General features: G+C 68.9%; 18 protein-coding genes. 6 read left to right on the top strand and 12 right to left on the bottom strand.

Going from position 1 to position 14,880, the window contains the following annotated elements; all coding sequences use genetic code 11:
* The first annotated feature begins 56 nt into the window (after positions 1-56).
* Positions 57-323, top strand: a complete 267-nt coding sequence (locus EPL03_RS03865) for a hypothetical protein (RefSeq protein WP_135828010.1) — start codon at positions 57-59, stop codon at positions 321-323.
* Positions 324-334: 11 nt separating this feature from the next.
* Here the strand turns inward: EPL03_RS03865 and EPL03_RS03870 are convergent, their stop codons facing one another.
* The 3 genes from EPL03_RS03870 to cyoE all read right to left on the bottom strand — a co-directional run bounded on the left by EPL03_RS03870 (position 335) and on the right by cyoE (position 3,200).
* Positions 335-1,006, bottom strand: coding sequence for an SHOCT domain-containing protein (locus EPL03_RS03870; RefSeq protein ID WP_135828011.1), 672 nt, complete (start codon positions 1,004-1,006; stop codon positions 335-337).
* A 173-nt stretch (positions 1,007-1,179) separates the two neighbouring features.
* Positions 1,180-1,845, bottom strand: a complete 666-nt coding sequence (locus EPL03_RS03875) for a DUF7546 family protein (RefSeq protein WP_135828012.1) — start codon at positions 1,843-1,845, stop codon at positions 1,180-1,182.
* Positions 1,846-1,847: 2 nt separating this feature from the next.
* Positions 1,848-3,200 (bottom strand): heme o synthase, encoded by a 1,353-nt coding sequence (gene cyoE / locus EPL03_RS03880; protein WP_244605211.1) that lies wholly within the window; start codon positions 3,198-3,200, stop codon positions 1,848-1,850.
* A 180-nt stretch (positions 3,201-3,380) separates the two neighbouring features.
* Between cyoE and coxB the strand changes: the two genes are divergently transcribed.
* Positions 3,381-4,106, top strand: a complete 726-nt coding sequence (gene coxB, locus EPL03_RS03885) for a cytochrome c oxidase subunit II (RefSeq protein ID WP_135828013.1) — start codon at positions 3,381-3,383, stop codon at positions 4,104-4,106.
* Positions 4,107-4,131: 25 nt separating this feature from the next.
* Here coxB and EPL03_RS03890 read toward each other — a convergent pair whose 3' ends face one another.
* A complete protein-coding gene (locus EPL03_RS03890) occupies positions 4,132-5,475 on the bottom strand; it encodes a M28 family peptidase (protein WP_135828014.1) in 1,344 nt (447 codons plus the stop codon).
* Between the two features lie 206 nt (positions 5,476-5,681).
* Here EPL03_RS03890 and pdhA point away from each other — a divergent pair, with 206 nt between their 5' ends.
* The 4 genes from pdhA (at position 5,682) to EPL03_RS03910 (ending at position 9,161) form a co-directional block, all read left to right on the top strand.
* Positions 5,682-6,752, top strand: coding sequence for a pyruvate dehydrogenase (acetyl-transferring) E1 component subunit alpha (gene pdhA, locus EPL03_RS03895; protein WP_210424891.1), 1,071 nt, complete (start codon positions 5,682-5,684; stop codon positions 6,750-6,752).
* Between the two features lie 156 nt (positions 6,753-6,908).
* Complete coding sequence (locus EPL03_RS03900; RefSeq protein ID WP_135828015.1) at positions 6,909-7,766, top strand: cytochrome c oxidase subunit 3; 858 nt, start codon at positions 6,909-6,911, stop codon at positions 7,764-7,766.
* A gap of 124 nt (positions 7,767-7,890) precedes the next feature.
* Positions 7,891-8,628, top strand: a complete 738-nt coding sequence (locus EPL03_RS03905; RefSeq protein ID WP_135828016.1) for an NAD(+)/NADH kinase — start codon at positions 7,891-7,893, stop codon at positions 8,626-8,628.
* Positions 8,629-8,720: 92 nt separating this feature from the next.
* The gene (locus tag EPL03_RS03910; protein WP_135828017.1) at positions 8,721-9,161 is read left to right on the top strand and encodes a DUF7313 family protein; all 441 of its coding nucleotides are present in this window, start codon (positions 8,721-8,723) and stop codon (positions 9,159-9,161) included.
* A 371-nt stretch (positions 9,162-9,532) separates the two neighbouring features.
* Here the strand turns inward: EPL03_RS03910 and EPL03_RS03915 are convergent, their stop codons facing one another.
* The 8 genes from EPL03_RS03915 to EPL03_RS03950 all read right to left on the bottom strand — a co-directional run bounded on the left by EPL03_RS03915 (position 9,533) and on the right by EPL03_RS03950 (position 14,811).
* Positions 9,533-9,784, bottom strand: coding sequence for a DUF7314 family protein (locus EPL03_RS03915; protein WP_135828018.1), 252 nt, complete (start codon positions 9,782-9,784; stop codon positions 9,533-9,535).
* Positions 9,777-10,160: a DUF7315 family membrane protein gene (locus EPL03_RS20705; protein ID WP_368277055.1), complete on the bottom strand. Its 384-nt coding sequence runs from the start codon at positions 10,158-10,160 to the stop codon at positions 9,777-9,779. The genes EPL03_RS03915 and EPL03_RS20705 overlap by 8 nt, the downstream gene beginning before the upstream one ends.
* A 22-nt stretch (positions 10,161-10,182) precedes the next feature.
* Positions 10,183-11,013, bottom strand: coding sequence for a cytochrome b family protein (locus tag EPL03_RS03925; protein ID WP_135828019.1), 831 nt, complete (start codon positions 11,011-11,013; stop codon positions 10,183-10,185).
* A gap of 4 nt (positions 11,014-11,017) precedes the next feature.
* A complete protein-coding gene (locus tag EPL03_RS03930) occupies positions 11,018-11,812 on the bottom strand; it encodes a cytochrome b (RefSeq protein WP_135828020.1) in 795 nt (264 codons plus the stop codon).
* The gene (locus EPL03_RS03935) at positions 11,812-12,663 is read right to left on the bottom strand and encodes a Rieske 2Fe-2S domain-containing protein (protein ID WP_135828021.1); all 852 of its coding nucleotides are present in this window, start codon (positions 12,661-12,663) and stop codon (positions 11,812-11,814) included. The genes EPL03_RS03930 and EPL03_RS03935 overlap by 1 nt, the downstream gene beginning before the upstream one ends.
* Before the next feature lie 2 nt (positions 12,664-12,665).
* Positions 12,666-13,052, bottom strand: a complete 387-nt coding sequence (locus tag EPL03_RS03940) for a DUF7318 family protein (RefSeq protein ID WP_135828022.1) — start codon at positions 13,050-13,052, stop codon at positions 12,666-12,668.
* Positions 13,053-13,054: 2 nt separating this feature from the next.
* Positions 13,055-13,720, bottom strand: a complete 666-nt coding sequence (locus tag EPL03_RS03945) for a plastocyanin/azurin family copper-binding protein (protein ID WP_135828023.1) — start codon at positions 13,718-13,720, stop codon at positions 13,055-13,057.
* A 113-nt stretch (positions 13,721-13,833) separates the two neighbouring features.
* Positions 13,834-14,811 carry a DUF7319 domain-containing protein gene (locus tag EPL03_RS03950; protein ID WP_210424892.1) on the bottom strand — a complete coding sequence of 326 codons (978 nt, stop codon included), beginning with the start codon at positions 14,809-14,811 and terminating at the stop codon, positions 13,834-13,836.
* Positions 14,812-14,880: the final 69 nt, after the last annotated feature.

Below are 14,880 nucleotides of genomic sequence, written 5' to 3' on the forward strand. Positions count from 1 at the left end.
GTGGGAACGCCTCTCCGGGCGGTAGCTATTTCCGTCGCAGGACCCACCCGCCGGGTATGGGTCAGGAGACCGACGACTTCCGTGCGGCGGTCGAGGCGGGGCTACAGGCCGAACTCGGCTGTTCGGAGCCCGAGGCCGAGCGCGTGGCCGAGACGGTCGCGAGCGCCCGCGCGGCCGGCGACGCCCCGGACTGGAGCCCGTCGTTTCTGGTCGCCAAGCTCGCCGACGCGCCCGACGAGTACAGCGTCCCCCAGAAGTGGAACTGGCTGCTGGACTACGTCGGCGGGGCGGCCGACCGCAGCGACTACCGGTTCGACGGGTAACCGGCTGCAGTTCACTCCTCGGAGTGCTCGTCGAGCAACGCCTCCTTCCGACGCTGGAACTCCTCCCCGTCGATGAGCCCCCGCGACTTCGCGTCGCCGAGCCGCTCCAGTCGCTCGCGCACGGTCTGGGGGCCGTCCGCGTCGGTATCGTCTTCGGGGCTCGCCTCGGGGGCGTCGCCGTCCGGACCGCCGGCGCGCCGGTCGGGACTCGCGCGCTTGCGCTGGAACGTCGCGTGTTCGACCGCGCGGGCCACGTCCTCGCGGCCGAACTCGCCGGGAATCCAGAGGTGGTAGGTCGCCGCGTCGACCCGGAGCTCGACCCGGTGGCGGTCCCCGCCGGGGTCGAACGTCGCCGCGTCGAGCGCGCCGTAGGGGACCGACCGCGTCTCGTCGCCGCTCGCGAGCCCCAACTGGACCAACACCCGGCGGTCGGTGAACACGAACGCGCCGCCGCGCTCGGGCGCGACCGGGGCGTCGGGGTCGCCGACCGAGACCCCGTCGTCGTGGCACGCGAAGCAGAACGCCGGTCGCTCGCCGTCCGCCAGGTGGGCGACGGGCGGGCGGTCGAGGTCGGCCACGCCCTCGGCGGTGCCCGCGAGCCGGTCGGTCGTCACCGTGTGGTGGTCGGCCCGCGAGGCCAGCATCGCCGCCAGTCGCCGCGCCGAGTCGTCGGCGGGGGGCATAGACGGTCGATTCGGGCCTCGCGTCCCGGGGAGTTATAGTTGTTCTCGATTATCGTCGAAAATAACGCACGAGGGCGGAACGGTCCTCGACGCCGTCCGGCGGTCCATCCGCCCACGGCGCGCTAATCGGCCGCGGGTCGGCCGCCGGCCGGCGATTCGTCGGCCGCCGCGGCTCACCGCCCGACGGTCGGCCGCCAGACGAGGAGCCCGACCGTGAGGACGAACACCGCGGTCGAGAGGGCGTAGGTCCACTCGGTCGCGGCGGTGGCGACGGCGGTGCCCGCGCCCGCAAAGCCCGTGAGCAGCGAGGCCAGCACGGGCCAGCTACAGCTCACGCACGAGAGCAGTCCCACGATTCCCGACAGCGCCGACCCGGCGGCGTCGAGGACGGTCGCGTACACGAGGTACGCCAGCGTGAGGTAGCCCACGACGTTGTACGGCAGCAGCGACAGCCGGAACAGGTCGCCGGCGTACACCAGTCCGGGTCCCCAGCCCGGCGGGAGCCACGAGACCCGCCACCCCGTCGCGTGGTGGCCGGCGGGCATGAGGAGACCGCCCGCGTACGCGAGCACGAGGAAGTAGCCGACCGCGACGCCAAGACCGAGGTAGCGGTCCCGGCCGCTCCGGGGCGTCGGGTCGGTGCGGGCCAGCGCCCAGACCGAGACGTTGAGCCAGACGAACGGGTAGACGAGGAACCGCCACTCCTGGACTCGCACGTCCGCGAGCAGGAGGTAGGCGAACGTCAGGAGTATCTCGGTGTTGACCAGCAGCCCGGCCCACAACAGCACGTCGCGGCTCGGGCGGAGTCGGGTCGGGTCGAAGTCGATGGTCCGTGGCATGGTCAGAGCGCGAGCGCGTCGACGACGACGGCGACCAACAGCGCGCCGAGGTAGGCGTTCGAGGCGTGGAACGCCCGGAACGCCGCCTGCTCGGTGCGCTCGCGGTGGAGTCGGACGACCGTCCAGAGGAACGCCGCGCCGAACGCCACGCTCGTCCCGGCGTAGAGCCACCCGAGCGTGGTGACCGCCGACAGCAGGGCGGCCGCCAGCAGGGTCGCCCCGAGATACAGCAGGACGTGCTTGCGCGTGACCGCCTCGCCCCGGACCACGGGCAGCATCGGGAAGCCGCCCCGGGCGTAGTCGTCCTTGTACGCCAGCGCGAGGTTGTAGAAGTGCGCGGGCGTCCACAGGAAGATGACGCCCGCCAGCACCACCGCCGGCAGGCCGATTTTCCCGGTCACGGCCGCCCCGCCGATGAGCGCGGGGAGCGCGCCGGCGAACCCGCCGACGACCGTGTTCTGGACCGTGTTGGGCTTGAGCAGCAGGGTGTAGACCACGCTGTAGAACACGATGGCGAACAGCCCCAGCACGGCGGCCAGGACGTTGACCGCGAGGAACGCAGCCAGCGAGAGCGCGACCAGCAGGAGGCCGAACGCGACCGCGTTGCGCACCGGAATCCGGTCGGTGGCGGCCGGGCGGTCGGCGGTCCGGGACATCTTCCGGTCGACGTCGCGCTCGAAGACGTGGTTGAAGGTGCCGGCCGCGCCGATGGAGAGGACGCCGCCGGTCAGGGTCAACACGACCGTTTCGATCCGGAGGGCGTCGGGGCCGGCCGCCAGCGCCATCGCGGCCGAGGCCACCAGACAGAGCAGCCACATCAGCCGGGGCTTCATCAGCCGGAAGTAGGCGAACCCCGTGCGCTTGGCGCGGGCCAGCAGGCCGTCGGGGGCGTCGAGTTCGGGCACGGGGCCGGCGGCGTCGGGCATCTCCTCGGGGTCGCGGGTCCCGGTCGGTTCGTCGAACGTCTCGGGTTCGAGCGTCCACGTCAGCGCGAGCACGACGCCGGCGAAGATGCCCATGCCCGCGAGGAGGTGGACCGACGACAGGAGCGCGGGCGTGCCGGTCGTCGCCGCGAACGCGCCGAGACCGACCTGCACGGGGTAGAGCATCGTCGCGCCCGCGAGCGCGGCCCGGACGCGCGGCCGGGCGTCCACGCGCCAGCCGAGTGCGGTCGTGACCACGAGCAGCGTACCGACCCCGAGCGCGGCGACCCGATGGCCCCACGCGACCGCGAGTCGCGGGTCGTCGAGGGGCACGAGCCACCGGCCGTCGCAGGCGGGCCACGTCTGACACGCCGCCGCCGCGTCGGTGAGCGCGGTGGTCGCGCCCACGATGACCAGCAGGTAGACGCCCATCGCGGTCGCCGCGAGCAGGGAGGTGAACCGTCGCGCTCGCGCGCGACGGATGGTGTGTTCGGTCACGCGAGTTTCCGTCCTGACACTCGGGACTCGCCGTATTTAGAAGGTGCGGAATCGCGGGACCCGAACACCGAAGACAGCAGGTATTTATGGGTGTCGGACCAAATCCGGGACAGCATGAAGCTCAAGCGGACGGCGGTCGTGACGCTGCTGGGGGTCGCGGGTCTCGCCCTGTTCGCGGACCCCGTACTCGCACAGGGGTACGACTCCACCACGGAGGAGCTGATACGCTCGCTCAACACCCAACTCCTCTACATGGCGATTCCCATCACCCTGCTGGTCGAGGGAATTCTCATCTACACCGTGTGGAAGTTCCGCAACAACGACGACCCCAAGCCGACCAAGGAGAACCGCCGGCTCGAGATCTCGTGGACCATCGCCACCGCGGTCGTCTTGCTGGTCGTCGGCTACGCCTCCTACGGCGTGATGGCCAACGAGTACGTCACCGGTTCCGAGAGCCAGGTCGACGACGCCGTGAACGACGACGCGGTCCACGTCGAGGTCGTCGGCGTGAAGTACCTCTGGGAGTTCAACTACGAGGGCGAGAACGTCTCGACCACGGGCACGCTCGTCCTGCCGAGCGACACGGACGTCTTCCTCAACGTGACCTCCGACGACTGGATTCACGCGCTCCACGTCCCGGAACTCGGGCTCAAACAGGACGCCATGCCCGGTCAGCACAACGTCATCAAGACCCAGATAACCGAGGAGGACACCTACCAGCTCTACTGCGCCGAGTACTGTGGCGTCGGCCACTCACAGATGCTCGGCGAGGTCGAAGTGGTCTCCCAGCAGGAGTATCAGGACTGGCTCGACGACCAGCGCAACAGCAGTTCGGCCTGACTCTCGATTTCTCTTCCTCTCGCGTTCACGCCTCGTCGTACGGCCAGTCGCCGACCAGCTTCATCCCCTCGGCCTCGTTCTGGGCCTCGAGGGCGTCGGCGATCGCGGCGGGCGGCCGGTGGGCCACCTCGAACTCGTCGCTGGCGAGCCGGACGGTCAGCTCGGTCAGCAGGACCGCCTGCTCGCGGAGGTCCCGGACCTCCAGTTTGTCGAGCGTGTCCGCGCGGGTGTGGCCCCACCCGCGGCCCTCGTCGCCGGTCTCGCTCATGACGTGGTAGCCCGGGACGCCCCACCGGACGTACGGCCAGTGGTCGCTGTGCGGGGCCACCTCCGGAATCGTCGTCACCGGATGGCCGAAGTCGCCCGCGACGTCCTCGGCGAGGTCGCCCAGCGCGTCGAACCCGTTGGTGTAGAAAGAGAGGGTGCGCCCCCGGGCCACGCCGTCGTTGTTCACGACGCCCTTTATCGAGTCGAACGTCGGCGAACGAGCCTCGCCGGCGTCGGTCCCGCGCACCTCGGCGTCGTAGCTCGACCCCACGAGACCGACCTCCTCGGCCCCGTAGGCCACGAACTCGACTCTCGTGTCGAGGTCGTCCTCGCGGGCCGCCAGCGCCCGGGCCAGCTCGATTACCGCGGCCGTCCCGGCCCCGTTGTCCATCGCGCCCTCGGCGACGTCGTGGGCGTCGACGTGGCTCGTGACCAGCACCGCCTCGTCGGTGTCGGGCCCGAGTTCGGCGTGGACGTTCTGGCTGGTGGCGTCGCCGATTTCGGCGTCGACCGACACCTCGACCGACTCGCCCTCGAACCGGCGGGCGAGTCGCGCTCCGACCTCCTTGCTGACGCCGACCGCCGGCACGCCGCCGATGGGGTCGGCGTCGGTCCCCACGCTCCCGGTGGGCGGCAGGCGGCCCTCGACGTGGTTGCGGAACACGAACGCGGCCGCGCCGGCCTCGACCGCGCGGTAGTACTTCTCCCGCCGGTGGACGAACCGGTCGTAGTAGTCGGGGACGTTCGTGGCGACCATCACCACCTTCCCGTCGAGGTCGGCGTCCTCGAAGTCCTCGGGCAGCCCGTAGCCGAGGTCCACGAGGTCGCCCGTGACCGACTCGTCGGGACTGCGGGGCAGCGCGATGCAGTCCTGTTCGGTCCCGCCCGCCCGAATCCGGCTGTCGCCCCGCGTCCAGCCCTGGAGTTCGAACGCCTCGACGCGGGCGTTCCGCGCGCCGACGCGGTCGAGCGCGTCGCGAGTCAGTTCGGCACCTCGCCGTTCGCCCTCGCTCCCGGCCATCCGGTTACCGAGGTCGACCAGGTCCTCGAGGTGTTTCCAGCCAGCGTCGCTCGTGAACGTCTCGCCGATCCACCGTGTCATACCACCGCATGAATCGAGAGGCGGCGTAAGCGTTTCGGAAGAAACGTCGATGATTCTTCGATTCGCCCCGGTCTCGCCCCGTCCATAATCAACCATCCTTACCTACCTTTTTAAGCCTAGCATCTATCTTCCACTAATTGAGCCACCCAGCGATGTTTTATTACGATGGGGTTCGTCTGACCGATAGACAGTCGGTGATCGACGATATGGCAATACAGGCTCCCGACGTGAACCGGGTCGTCTCCCCGGACGGAACCGTCGACGAACGCGCCGTCCCGAACCTCTCCCGAACGGAGGTCGAGGAACTGTACCGGCTCCAGGTGCTCGCACGGACGTTCGACGAGAAGGCGGTACGACTCCACCGACAGGGCCGCATCGGCACCTACGCGCCGCTTGCGGGCCAGGAGGCAGCGCAGGTCGGCGCGGCCTACGCGCTCGAGGCCGGCGACTACTGCTTCCCGACCTACCGCGACCACGGTATCTATCTCGCCCGCGGACTCGACCTGGAGGACGTGCTGTTGCACCTCCACGGCGAGGGCAACTACGTGGACCGCGAAGACCCGGCCACGCTCCGGACGTTCCCGCCGACCATCCCAATCGCGACCCAGCTTCCCCACGCGGTCGGCGTCGGCATGGCGTCCGACTACCGGGGCGACGACTGCGCGTCGCTGGTGAGCTTCGGGGACGGCGCGACCAGCGAGGGCGACTTCCACGAGGGCATGAACTTCGCCGGCGTGTTCGACGCCCCGACCGTCTTCTTCTGCCAGAACAACCACTGGGCGATCTCGGTGCCCCGCGAGCGCCAGACCGCCAGCGCCACCATCGCCCAGAAGGCCGACGCCTACGGCTTCGAGGGCGTCCGGGTCGACGGCAACGACGTGCTGGCGGTGTACGCGGCGGTCCGGGACGCCCTCGACGCCGCGAAGGCCGGCGAGGGGCCGCGACTCATCGAGGCGGTCACCTACCGGCAGGGCGCTCACACCACCACCGACGACCCCTCGAAGTACCGCGACGACGCCGAGGTTGAGGCGTGGCGCGAGCGCGACCCCGTCGAGCGCACCCGGGAGTACCTCGAAGACGCCCACGACTGGACCGACGACGAGGAGAACGAACTCCGCGAGTGGGCCGAACAACGTGTGGCCGAAGCCGTCGTCGGCGTCGAGGAGCGGACCGGCATGGACGTCGACGACATCTTCGAGCACGTCTACGCCGAGGCGACGCCGCGGCTCGGGCGACAGCGCGGCCGGGTCGTCGACGACCCCGAGGTCGACCGATAGCGTCCCGCCGGGTTACCGGTCTCGTTCGTCGGTCTCGACGGCGTCCGGGCGTTCGGATTGCCGAACGGCTTCGGCGGCCGGACGCCCGCAGACGGTCGCGTCCCGGCCCGGGTACGTACAGGTGGCTTTTTACTGTTCGACCCGCAAATCCCCCGTATGACAGTAGCGGACGATTCGGCGGAAGAGCACGGCCACCACCTCCCGGCCGTCGAGGACTGGCCACGGGGGTTCGGCGAGGCGAGCTGGTGGCCCTTCGTCACTGCACTGGGCGCGTCGGGCATCTACGTGGGGGCCGCCCTGTTCGTACTGGCGCAGGGCGAACAGGCACTGGTCGACGCCATCTACGGCCCCGTCGTGTTCGTGGGTGCGGTCGGGCTCTTCCTCGCCGGGCTGTACGGCTGGGTGTACCACGCCTTCGTGAAGGCGTTCTGGTCGGGCGGCGGCCACGGCGACGGCGTCGGACTCCGGTGGGGAATGGTGCTGTTCCTCGGTACGGAGATCGCCACCTTCGGCGCGGGGTTCGTGTACTACTTCTTCATCAGGGTCGGGTCGTGGTCGACCGAGGCGTTCCCCGACCTGGTGAGCTCGCTGGTACTCATCAACACCGCGATACTGGTGCTGTCGAGTTTCACCCTCCACTGGGGCCACGTCAAGCTCCGGCAGGGCGACCGCCGGAACTTCCTGGTGGGGATGGGTACTACGCTCCTGCTGGGGCTCGTGTTCATCGGCGGGCAGGTGTACGAGTACTACGAGTTCATCGTCCACGGCGGCTTCGATTTCACCACGGGCATCTTCGGCAGCGCGTTCTACGGGCTGACGGGCCTCCACGGCCTCCACGTCTCGATGGGCGCGGTCCTGCTGGGCATCGTGTTCGTCCGCGCGCTGTACGGCCAGTACACCGCCGACCGGCACGTCTCGGTCACCACGGTATCGATGTACTGGCACTTCGTGGACGCGGTGTGGCTGTTCCTCGTGGTCGTGCTGTACGTGGGTGCCGAGACGGCGCTCGTCTGAGCGCCCGACTCGCGACGGGGCGAGCCGGTTCGGATTCGACGGCTCGGTCGACTCCGTACCCTTTTCACGGATGGCGGTCCAAGGGACGACCGATGGATAGCGCGTTCGAGGAGGTCGGAGCCGCGTGACGGTCGGCGTCGTCGGCGACCGACCGCTCGCGGACCGGCTTCGAGACGTCGCCTCGAGTCGCGACGCCGAGTGCGTGGCCGGGTCGGCCGACGAGGTGGTCGCCGGCGACCCGGACGCGGTCGTCGCGGTCGGCGAGCCGTCCCTGCTCGCGGTAGTCCGCGCGGGCGTCTCCGCGCCGGTCCTCCCGATAGCGGCCGGCCCCGGCTACGGCAGCGTCGACGAGTCCGACGCGACGGCGGCGGTCGATGCGCTGTTCGCGGGCGAGTACGCCACCGAAGCCCGCGCAGTGCTCGCCGTCGCGGTCGGGGGCGAGCGCGTCGGCCGGGCGCTGGCGGACGTCATGCTCGTGACGGCCGAGCCCGCCCGCATCTCCGAGTACGCGGTCCGGTCGAGCGGCGAGCAGGTCGCCCGGGTCCGGGCCGACGGCGTGGTCGTCTCGACGCCCACGGGGAGCCACGGCTACGGCCGGAGCGTCGGGGGGCCGCTGCTCGAACCCGGCTCGGGCGTCGTGAGCGCGGTCGCGGTCGCGCCGTTCGCGGTGAACGTCGACCACTGGGTGCTGTCGTCGGCCGACCCGGTCGAACTGGCGGTCGAGCGCGACGAGGGCGAGGTGTCGCTGTTGCTCGACGACCGCACCAGCCGGTCGGTCCCGCCGGAGACGCCGGTCGAGGTGGTCGCCGACGGGGCGCTGGAACTGGCTCGCCCGTTCGAAGCCCGATTCTTCGAGCGGTAAGGGTGTGGTCGAAGCGGTCGCTGCGGCCGGGCGTTCTCCGCTGGCGCGGCGATTGGGAAGGATATAATACGTCGGCTTCCCGAATATCGGGTATGCAACCGCTGTCGATGTTCGGACCGGTCGACACCTACATCGGGCCCTACGTCGAGCACGTGGTGCTGGCGCTCGTGCTCGTCAACTTGGGGACGCGCTGGTGGGCGTACCGCGGCTACCGGCGGCAGGCCCGAAACGACGACCACGAGGACTCGCTCGACCGCAACTGGCTTCACGAGGCGTCGAACGTTGTGTTGGTGCTGGGGTCGTTCTACCTGATGACCCTCCACCATCACGCCGGGATGGTGCTGTCGATACTGGTGTTGGGGCTGTTCGTCACCGACTTCTTCGAGTTCGAGGCCAGGGAGGTCGAACTCCGCAGCGACGAGACGCTGTCGAGTCCAAAGGGCGCGCTGACGGCCTCGCTCTTCGTCACGCTCTACGCGGGCTACCTCAGCCTGTTCTTCGTCATCGAACCGTACTGGACCAGCATCGTCTGAGCGGTCCCGGCCTCGTCCGCCCGGCGTGAGGTCGGTGCCTCATCCCGGGCGGACGTTCCGCCCCGAACCGTTCCGCTTTTTCGTCCCGCTCTCCTCGGCGTCCGAGTCTGGACTACGTCCGTAGGCGGAACGTCCGACGCGGTTCGCTGGAACGCCGGGGCGACGAGGCTCTTGCCCCGGCGTCGACCCAGCCTCCCCGGCCGAACTGGTTTTCCGCGGTCGCGGACTCGACGACCACATCCCCAGTCGCCGACCATCCGTGGGTTGGAACTGCGGGTCGCCAGCGACGAGACGACCCGCGTCACAGCGAGAGTCGGGGCTGTCGCTGTCGGGAGTCGAGCCACCGGAAGGAATCGGCGTCTGTCGCCGGGTTACGACGCTTGGCGGAGCTGCTGGAACGCCGGAATGACCACCCAGAACGCCACCACGCCGAGGACGACGAACCAGAACAGCGCCTCCCGAAGCACGATGGCGGCCTGCCCGTACGTCCCGAGCTCCGTCGGGACCTCCGCGAGGAGCTGGGTGGACTCGAAGCCAGCCGTGGTGTACCAGCCCGACAACACCATCCATAGGAGCCCGCCACCGGTGAGGACGCCGAGGCCCTTGATGAATTCGTCAGCCATTGTCGGATTGTTCGTCGGAGTCGTCTTTAGGTTTTCCCATTCCTTCGGCCCGGAACCGGGTCGAGAAGGCGTACACGACAGCGCCAGCGGCGATCATCCCGACGCCGAGTATCGCCAGCGGCAGGTTCATCTCCGACAGCGACAGCTGTGCGCGCTGGGTCGCGCTGTCGAGCACGACGAAGCCGCCGACCACGAACGCCACGGCGAACATCGTCGAGAACACGGTCACGACCTTGTAGAGGTGTAGCGGTACCTCGATCTCCCGACCGCCGGGCCGGTCGTCGTCGGTTCGGTCGGTCGTCGCGCCGGGTGTGTCCCCAACAGACTCGGTCCGCTCGCTCGTGGCGTCGGTCCGGTCGTCGGACGGTGAATCCATGAGAAGAGGCTCCGTTAGGGCGTCACTTGGGCGGCCGGAGCCGGTAGTAGCGCCGATTGAGGTCGAACATGTATCCCTCGCGCATCGACTTCAGCACCGCGTAAGTGATGGTCCCGACCACGATTGGCAGGAGGAACGTCAGGTCGAACAGCAGGTGGGAGCCGATGGGAACGAGGTTCTTCGCGGAGTAGATGCTGATGGTCCACGCGAACGCGAACCCGCCCATCCCGACCGCCGCCCAGAACGGCTGTTCGACCGGCCGGCGCGCGCTCCCCTTGTTGAGGAACGGCACGATGGCGATGATGCCCACGACGACGATGTTCGCGACCACGCCGTACGTCCGGTCGGCCATCAGCTTCTCGCCGCCGAGGATGGCGAGTTCGGGGTTGAGCGGGCCGAGCTTCAGCAGGCCGAACGACCAGTAGAGGTACCAGTCGGGTAGGATGACCGTGGGCGTCGAACTCGGGTCGGCGGACGCGCCGAGGTGAGGCGGGAGCGTCGCCGACAGGAACAGTATCATCCCGACGAAGAAGCTCGCCAGCGAGAGGTTCCGTATCATCTCGTGGGGCCACGTCGGGAACGCCAGCACGTCGCGCTCGACGTAGCTCGACTCCTCCCGGAGGTCCTGGTCCTCGCGGCGGGACCGCTCGAAGTACTCGTAGGTCAGCCGCGAAAGCCCCTGTTTGCGCTGCTTGCGCTCGCTCCACGTCGGGGTCTCGTCGTCGGGCGGGACGATGCCGGTACCGCCGCCGTCGGCGCGCACCTCCCGACCGGCGTCGGCGTCACCGGGCTCCGAACCGCCGTCTGGCTGTACTCGTTCGCTGTCGTCGGTGTTCGGTTGGTCGTCTGTCATTGTCTTAGTGGGGTTCCGCGATGCCCTGAATCCACACGATGGCGATGTGGACGCCGATGAGGGTGGTCACGACGAACGGGAGCAAGAACACGTGGAAGATGTACATCCGCTGGAGCGTGGCCTGCCCGAGGCTGAATCCGCCGAACACCAGCTGGGCGACCCACTCGCCGGCCAGCGGAATCGACAGCGCCATCTCCACGCCGATCTGTCCGGCCCAGTAGGCCAGCTGGTCCCACGGGAGCAGGTAGCCGGTGTACCCGAACACCATCGTAAGGCTGATGAGGACGATGCCGAGTATCCAGTTGAGCTCGCGGGGCTCCTTGTACGCGCCGGTGAAGTACACCCGGAGCATGTGGAGGAACACGGCCGCGACCATCACCTGCGCCGACCACCGGTGGAGCGACCGGAGCATGAACCCGAAGTTGAGGTCGGTCATGATGAACGCCAGCTGGTTGTACGCCGACGACGGGTCGCCGGTCGTGGCCGGCGCGTAGTAGAATCCGAGCAGCGCGCCGCTGACCGCCGCGACGCCGTACGCGAGCGTCGAGAAGCTCCCGAGCGCGTACAGCGGATACCAGTACCAGAACTTGTTGTCGAGGTTGTACTGCTCGGTGTGGCTCTTGGGCATCTGGAGGTTGACCCGGTAGTAGAGGGTCTCCAGTATCTCGAGGTAGTCGACGATGCGGAAGCGCTTGTCGAACCAGATGAGCGTCGTCAGGAACGTGGTCTCGACCGGCGTCAGCTCCTTCTCTCGCATCCACTCGTCGTGGTCGTACTCGTCCTTGCGTTCGATGCTCATCAGTTGTCCTCCGGGCGCGGGAGCGCCGTGAACGACCGCTGGACGATGCTGAACGGGTCGTAGGCCGACTGGTGGCACTGGCAGTATATCTGGTCGGCCGCGCCGAAGCTCTCGGAGCCCTCCAGTCCCTTGAACGTCGGCACGCAACAGTAGTGCGTGCACTTGTTCAGGTTGGCGATGAAGCCCTCGTCGGTGCTGGCGGCGAGCCACTCGTCGTTCTCGGCCATCCGTTCGACGCGCTCGCTCCGGATTATCTGGACCGGCAGCGTCCCGCTCGGCGGGACGTCCTGCGAGCGCCACGTCGCCTGTGCGGGCTTGCCGAGGCCGTCCTGACCGATGCCGTTACCCCACGAGCCGTAGTCCTCGAAGTCGTCGACGTGGACCTGCTGGCCCTCGTCCGTCTCCTCGTTCTGCCAGTCGTACTTCGAGTTGGAGCTGTACCGGAAGTAGTTGTCCTGGTCGGCGTCTGGCGCGACGCCGGGGTAGGTCTGGACGCCACAGTACTGGAACCACTCGCTGGCGTAGGTGATGCCCCCGAGTTCGGTCCGGGCGACGGTTAACTCTTGACCCTGCTCCTCGACGGTCTGGACCTCGGGCCAGATGCCCTTGAGGTACCCCTCGGAGTCGACCTTGACGGGAATCTGGGGCATCCCGCGCGGGGCTGGACCGTCGGTGTTCTCGACCGCCATGTACTGGGTGATACCGCCGCCTTGCCCCGCCGCGGCGGTGGTCGACTCGATGCCCGCTGCGGCGGCGGTGCCGACTCCCGCGAGCGACGCGCTGCCGACGACGCCCTTGACGAAACGGCGGCGACCTGTGCTTGCCGGATACTTGTCGTCTTCTACTGGCATGGTTATCTCTTGTAGAACGGGTACACTGCGCGCTTGAACTGGTCCCACGCGTTGCCGAGCGAATCGACGCCGTGTTGCTGGCCTTCGCGGACGTAGAGGTCCTCCCACTTGCGCCGGCGTTTCTTGACTATCATCACGTCCGGGAGGAACTCCTTGCGGTACAACAGCAGGATGAAGGCGAGGTCGATGAAGATGACCGCGAGGACGCCCCCGAGGTACATGTTACCGATGGCGGTGTATCCCCAGCCGGTCACCAGTCCGTAGGTGAACAGGCCGACGAACGCGACCTCGACTATCGTCAGCAGGACGATGGCGATGGCCGCGGCCGTACTCTCGCGGGCCGGTTCGTAGCGGTGGATGTCGCCGTAGGTTGAGCCTGTCGATGACATGGTTATCGGTTACTCCCGCTGGTGTGTGGCGACTCGCCGTACTTCAGGACGAAGAAGGTGTAGACGACCGAGACGACTATCATCAGGATAGTCGCCAGCCCGACGAAGTGGGCCTGGAACGGGACGCCCATGTGCTCGGGGTCCTGCTCGGCGGTGCCGCCGCCGCCGCCACCGGCGTCGGCCGAAACGGTGATGGTGCCGGTCATGCCGGCCTGTCGGTGGGGCGTGCAGTAGTACTCGTAGTCGCCCTCGACCTCGAACGTGTGTTCGTACTCGTGGCCGGTGTTGTACGTCTCGCTGTCCCCGCCCTCCGTGCCGCTCCAGTCGGCGTCGTCGGGCTGGGCGCTCGGCACCACGTTGTGGTTGTCCGAGTCCCACGTCCACACTACCGTCGTTCCCGGCTGGATGGTCAGCGAATCCGGCTCGTACGCCAGACTACCACCCGGGCCGACTGTCACCTCCTCGGTCGGACCGCCGCCACCGCCCTCTGCGCCGCCGCTCGACGCGGTCGTCGCGGTTTCGTTGGCGGCAGTCGTGGTCTCGTCTCCGGAGGCAGTGGTACCGTTGGACGACGTGGTCGTCGTCTCCTGTGCCGCAGCGGCCGACGCTCCGGCCCCAGCGCCGCCAGCGACACCCGAAGCTGCCATCAGGAAGTCCCGCCTCTTCATACAGACGAATCTCAGGGCAGGAATTGCTTAAAGCCACCGATGCCGCCGTAAGGGAGTTTCGTCCGGCGACCGCTGGCGAACCGAACGCTCGGCGTCGACTGCTATCGCCGGAACTACTCGTTCCGGTCCCGCGGCGAGGGGACTCCTTCGTCAACCGACCCCTCGCCGGACGTCCCGACGCCGTCCTCGGCCGTGACGTCGTCTCCGGACGACTCCGCGCCGGGCTCGCCCTCACTGGGGAGGAACTCGGGGCGCTCGTCGCCGTCGAGGCCGACGGCCCGGAGCCGGTTGCGGTACTCCTCGGAGCGAAAGCGGTCCGAGAGCCGGGCGTTGGCCACCAGCAGGAAGACGAACCCGCCGAACAGCAGAAAGCCCAGCCCCGCCACGATGGCGATGACGACCGTCTGTCCGCTGATGTCGAAGAGGAACCACGACAGCAACAACACCACGCCCGCGAGGACGTGGACCGCTCCGATGACCTGTAACAGTCGATTGCCGAGTTCCCCCGACCCCTCGGGCACCTCGGCCGGGTCGGGGAGCACGTCGCCCTCGGGCGGGTCGGGCACCTCGTAGCTCTCCATCGACGCCAGCGCCACCGAGGGCTTCACGTCCCGGAGGACCGTCCCGCTCCCCTCGACGGTGCCGTCGGGCGACACCACGGCGTACCCCTCGTCGGAGTACGCCAGCAGGCGGCCCTCGCCGTCCCGTTCGACCCGTTCGAGGACGGCGAACACGTCCCGGTCGGCCACCCGATTCGCGAGGTCGGCCTCCACCCGGTCGAGGAGCCGGTCGCCGGTTATCCACGCGTCGTGGTCGAACGCGGCCTCCCACTCCTCGTAGCTCATCTCCGCCATGTCTCCGGGGCCGAAGTCCTCGAAGTCGTAGCGCTCTTCGACCTCCTCGGGGGTCGGTCGGTCGCGGTCCTCGCCGCCCGCGTCGGGGGCCTCCCCGCCGGCGTCGCGGTCCGCCGCGGGGGTCCGGGCGTTCGTCGCGACCGGCTCGTCCTCTCGGTCGGAGTCGTCCATCGCGCCGGAGTCGTCCGCAGAGCCGCCGGGTGATTCGCCCGTGCGGTCGTCCGAGGCGTCGGTCATCGTCCGGAACTCACGTCCGGAGCCGCATAAGCGCCCCGACACTCCGCCGGGACCGCGACCGGGCCCCAG

Origin of the sequence: Halorussus halobius (assembly GCF_004765805.1) — an archaeon.
In the GTDB taxonomy this organism is placed as follows: Archaea; Halobacteriota; Halobacteria; order Halobacteriales; family Haladaptataceae; genus Halorussus; species Halorussus halobius.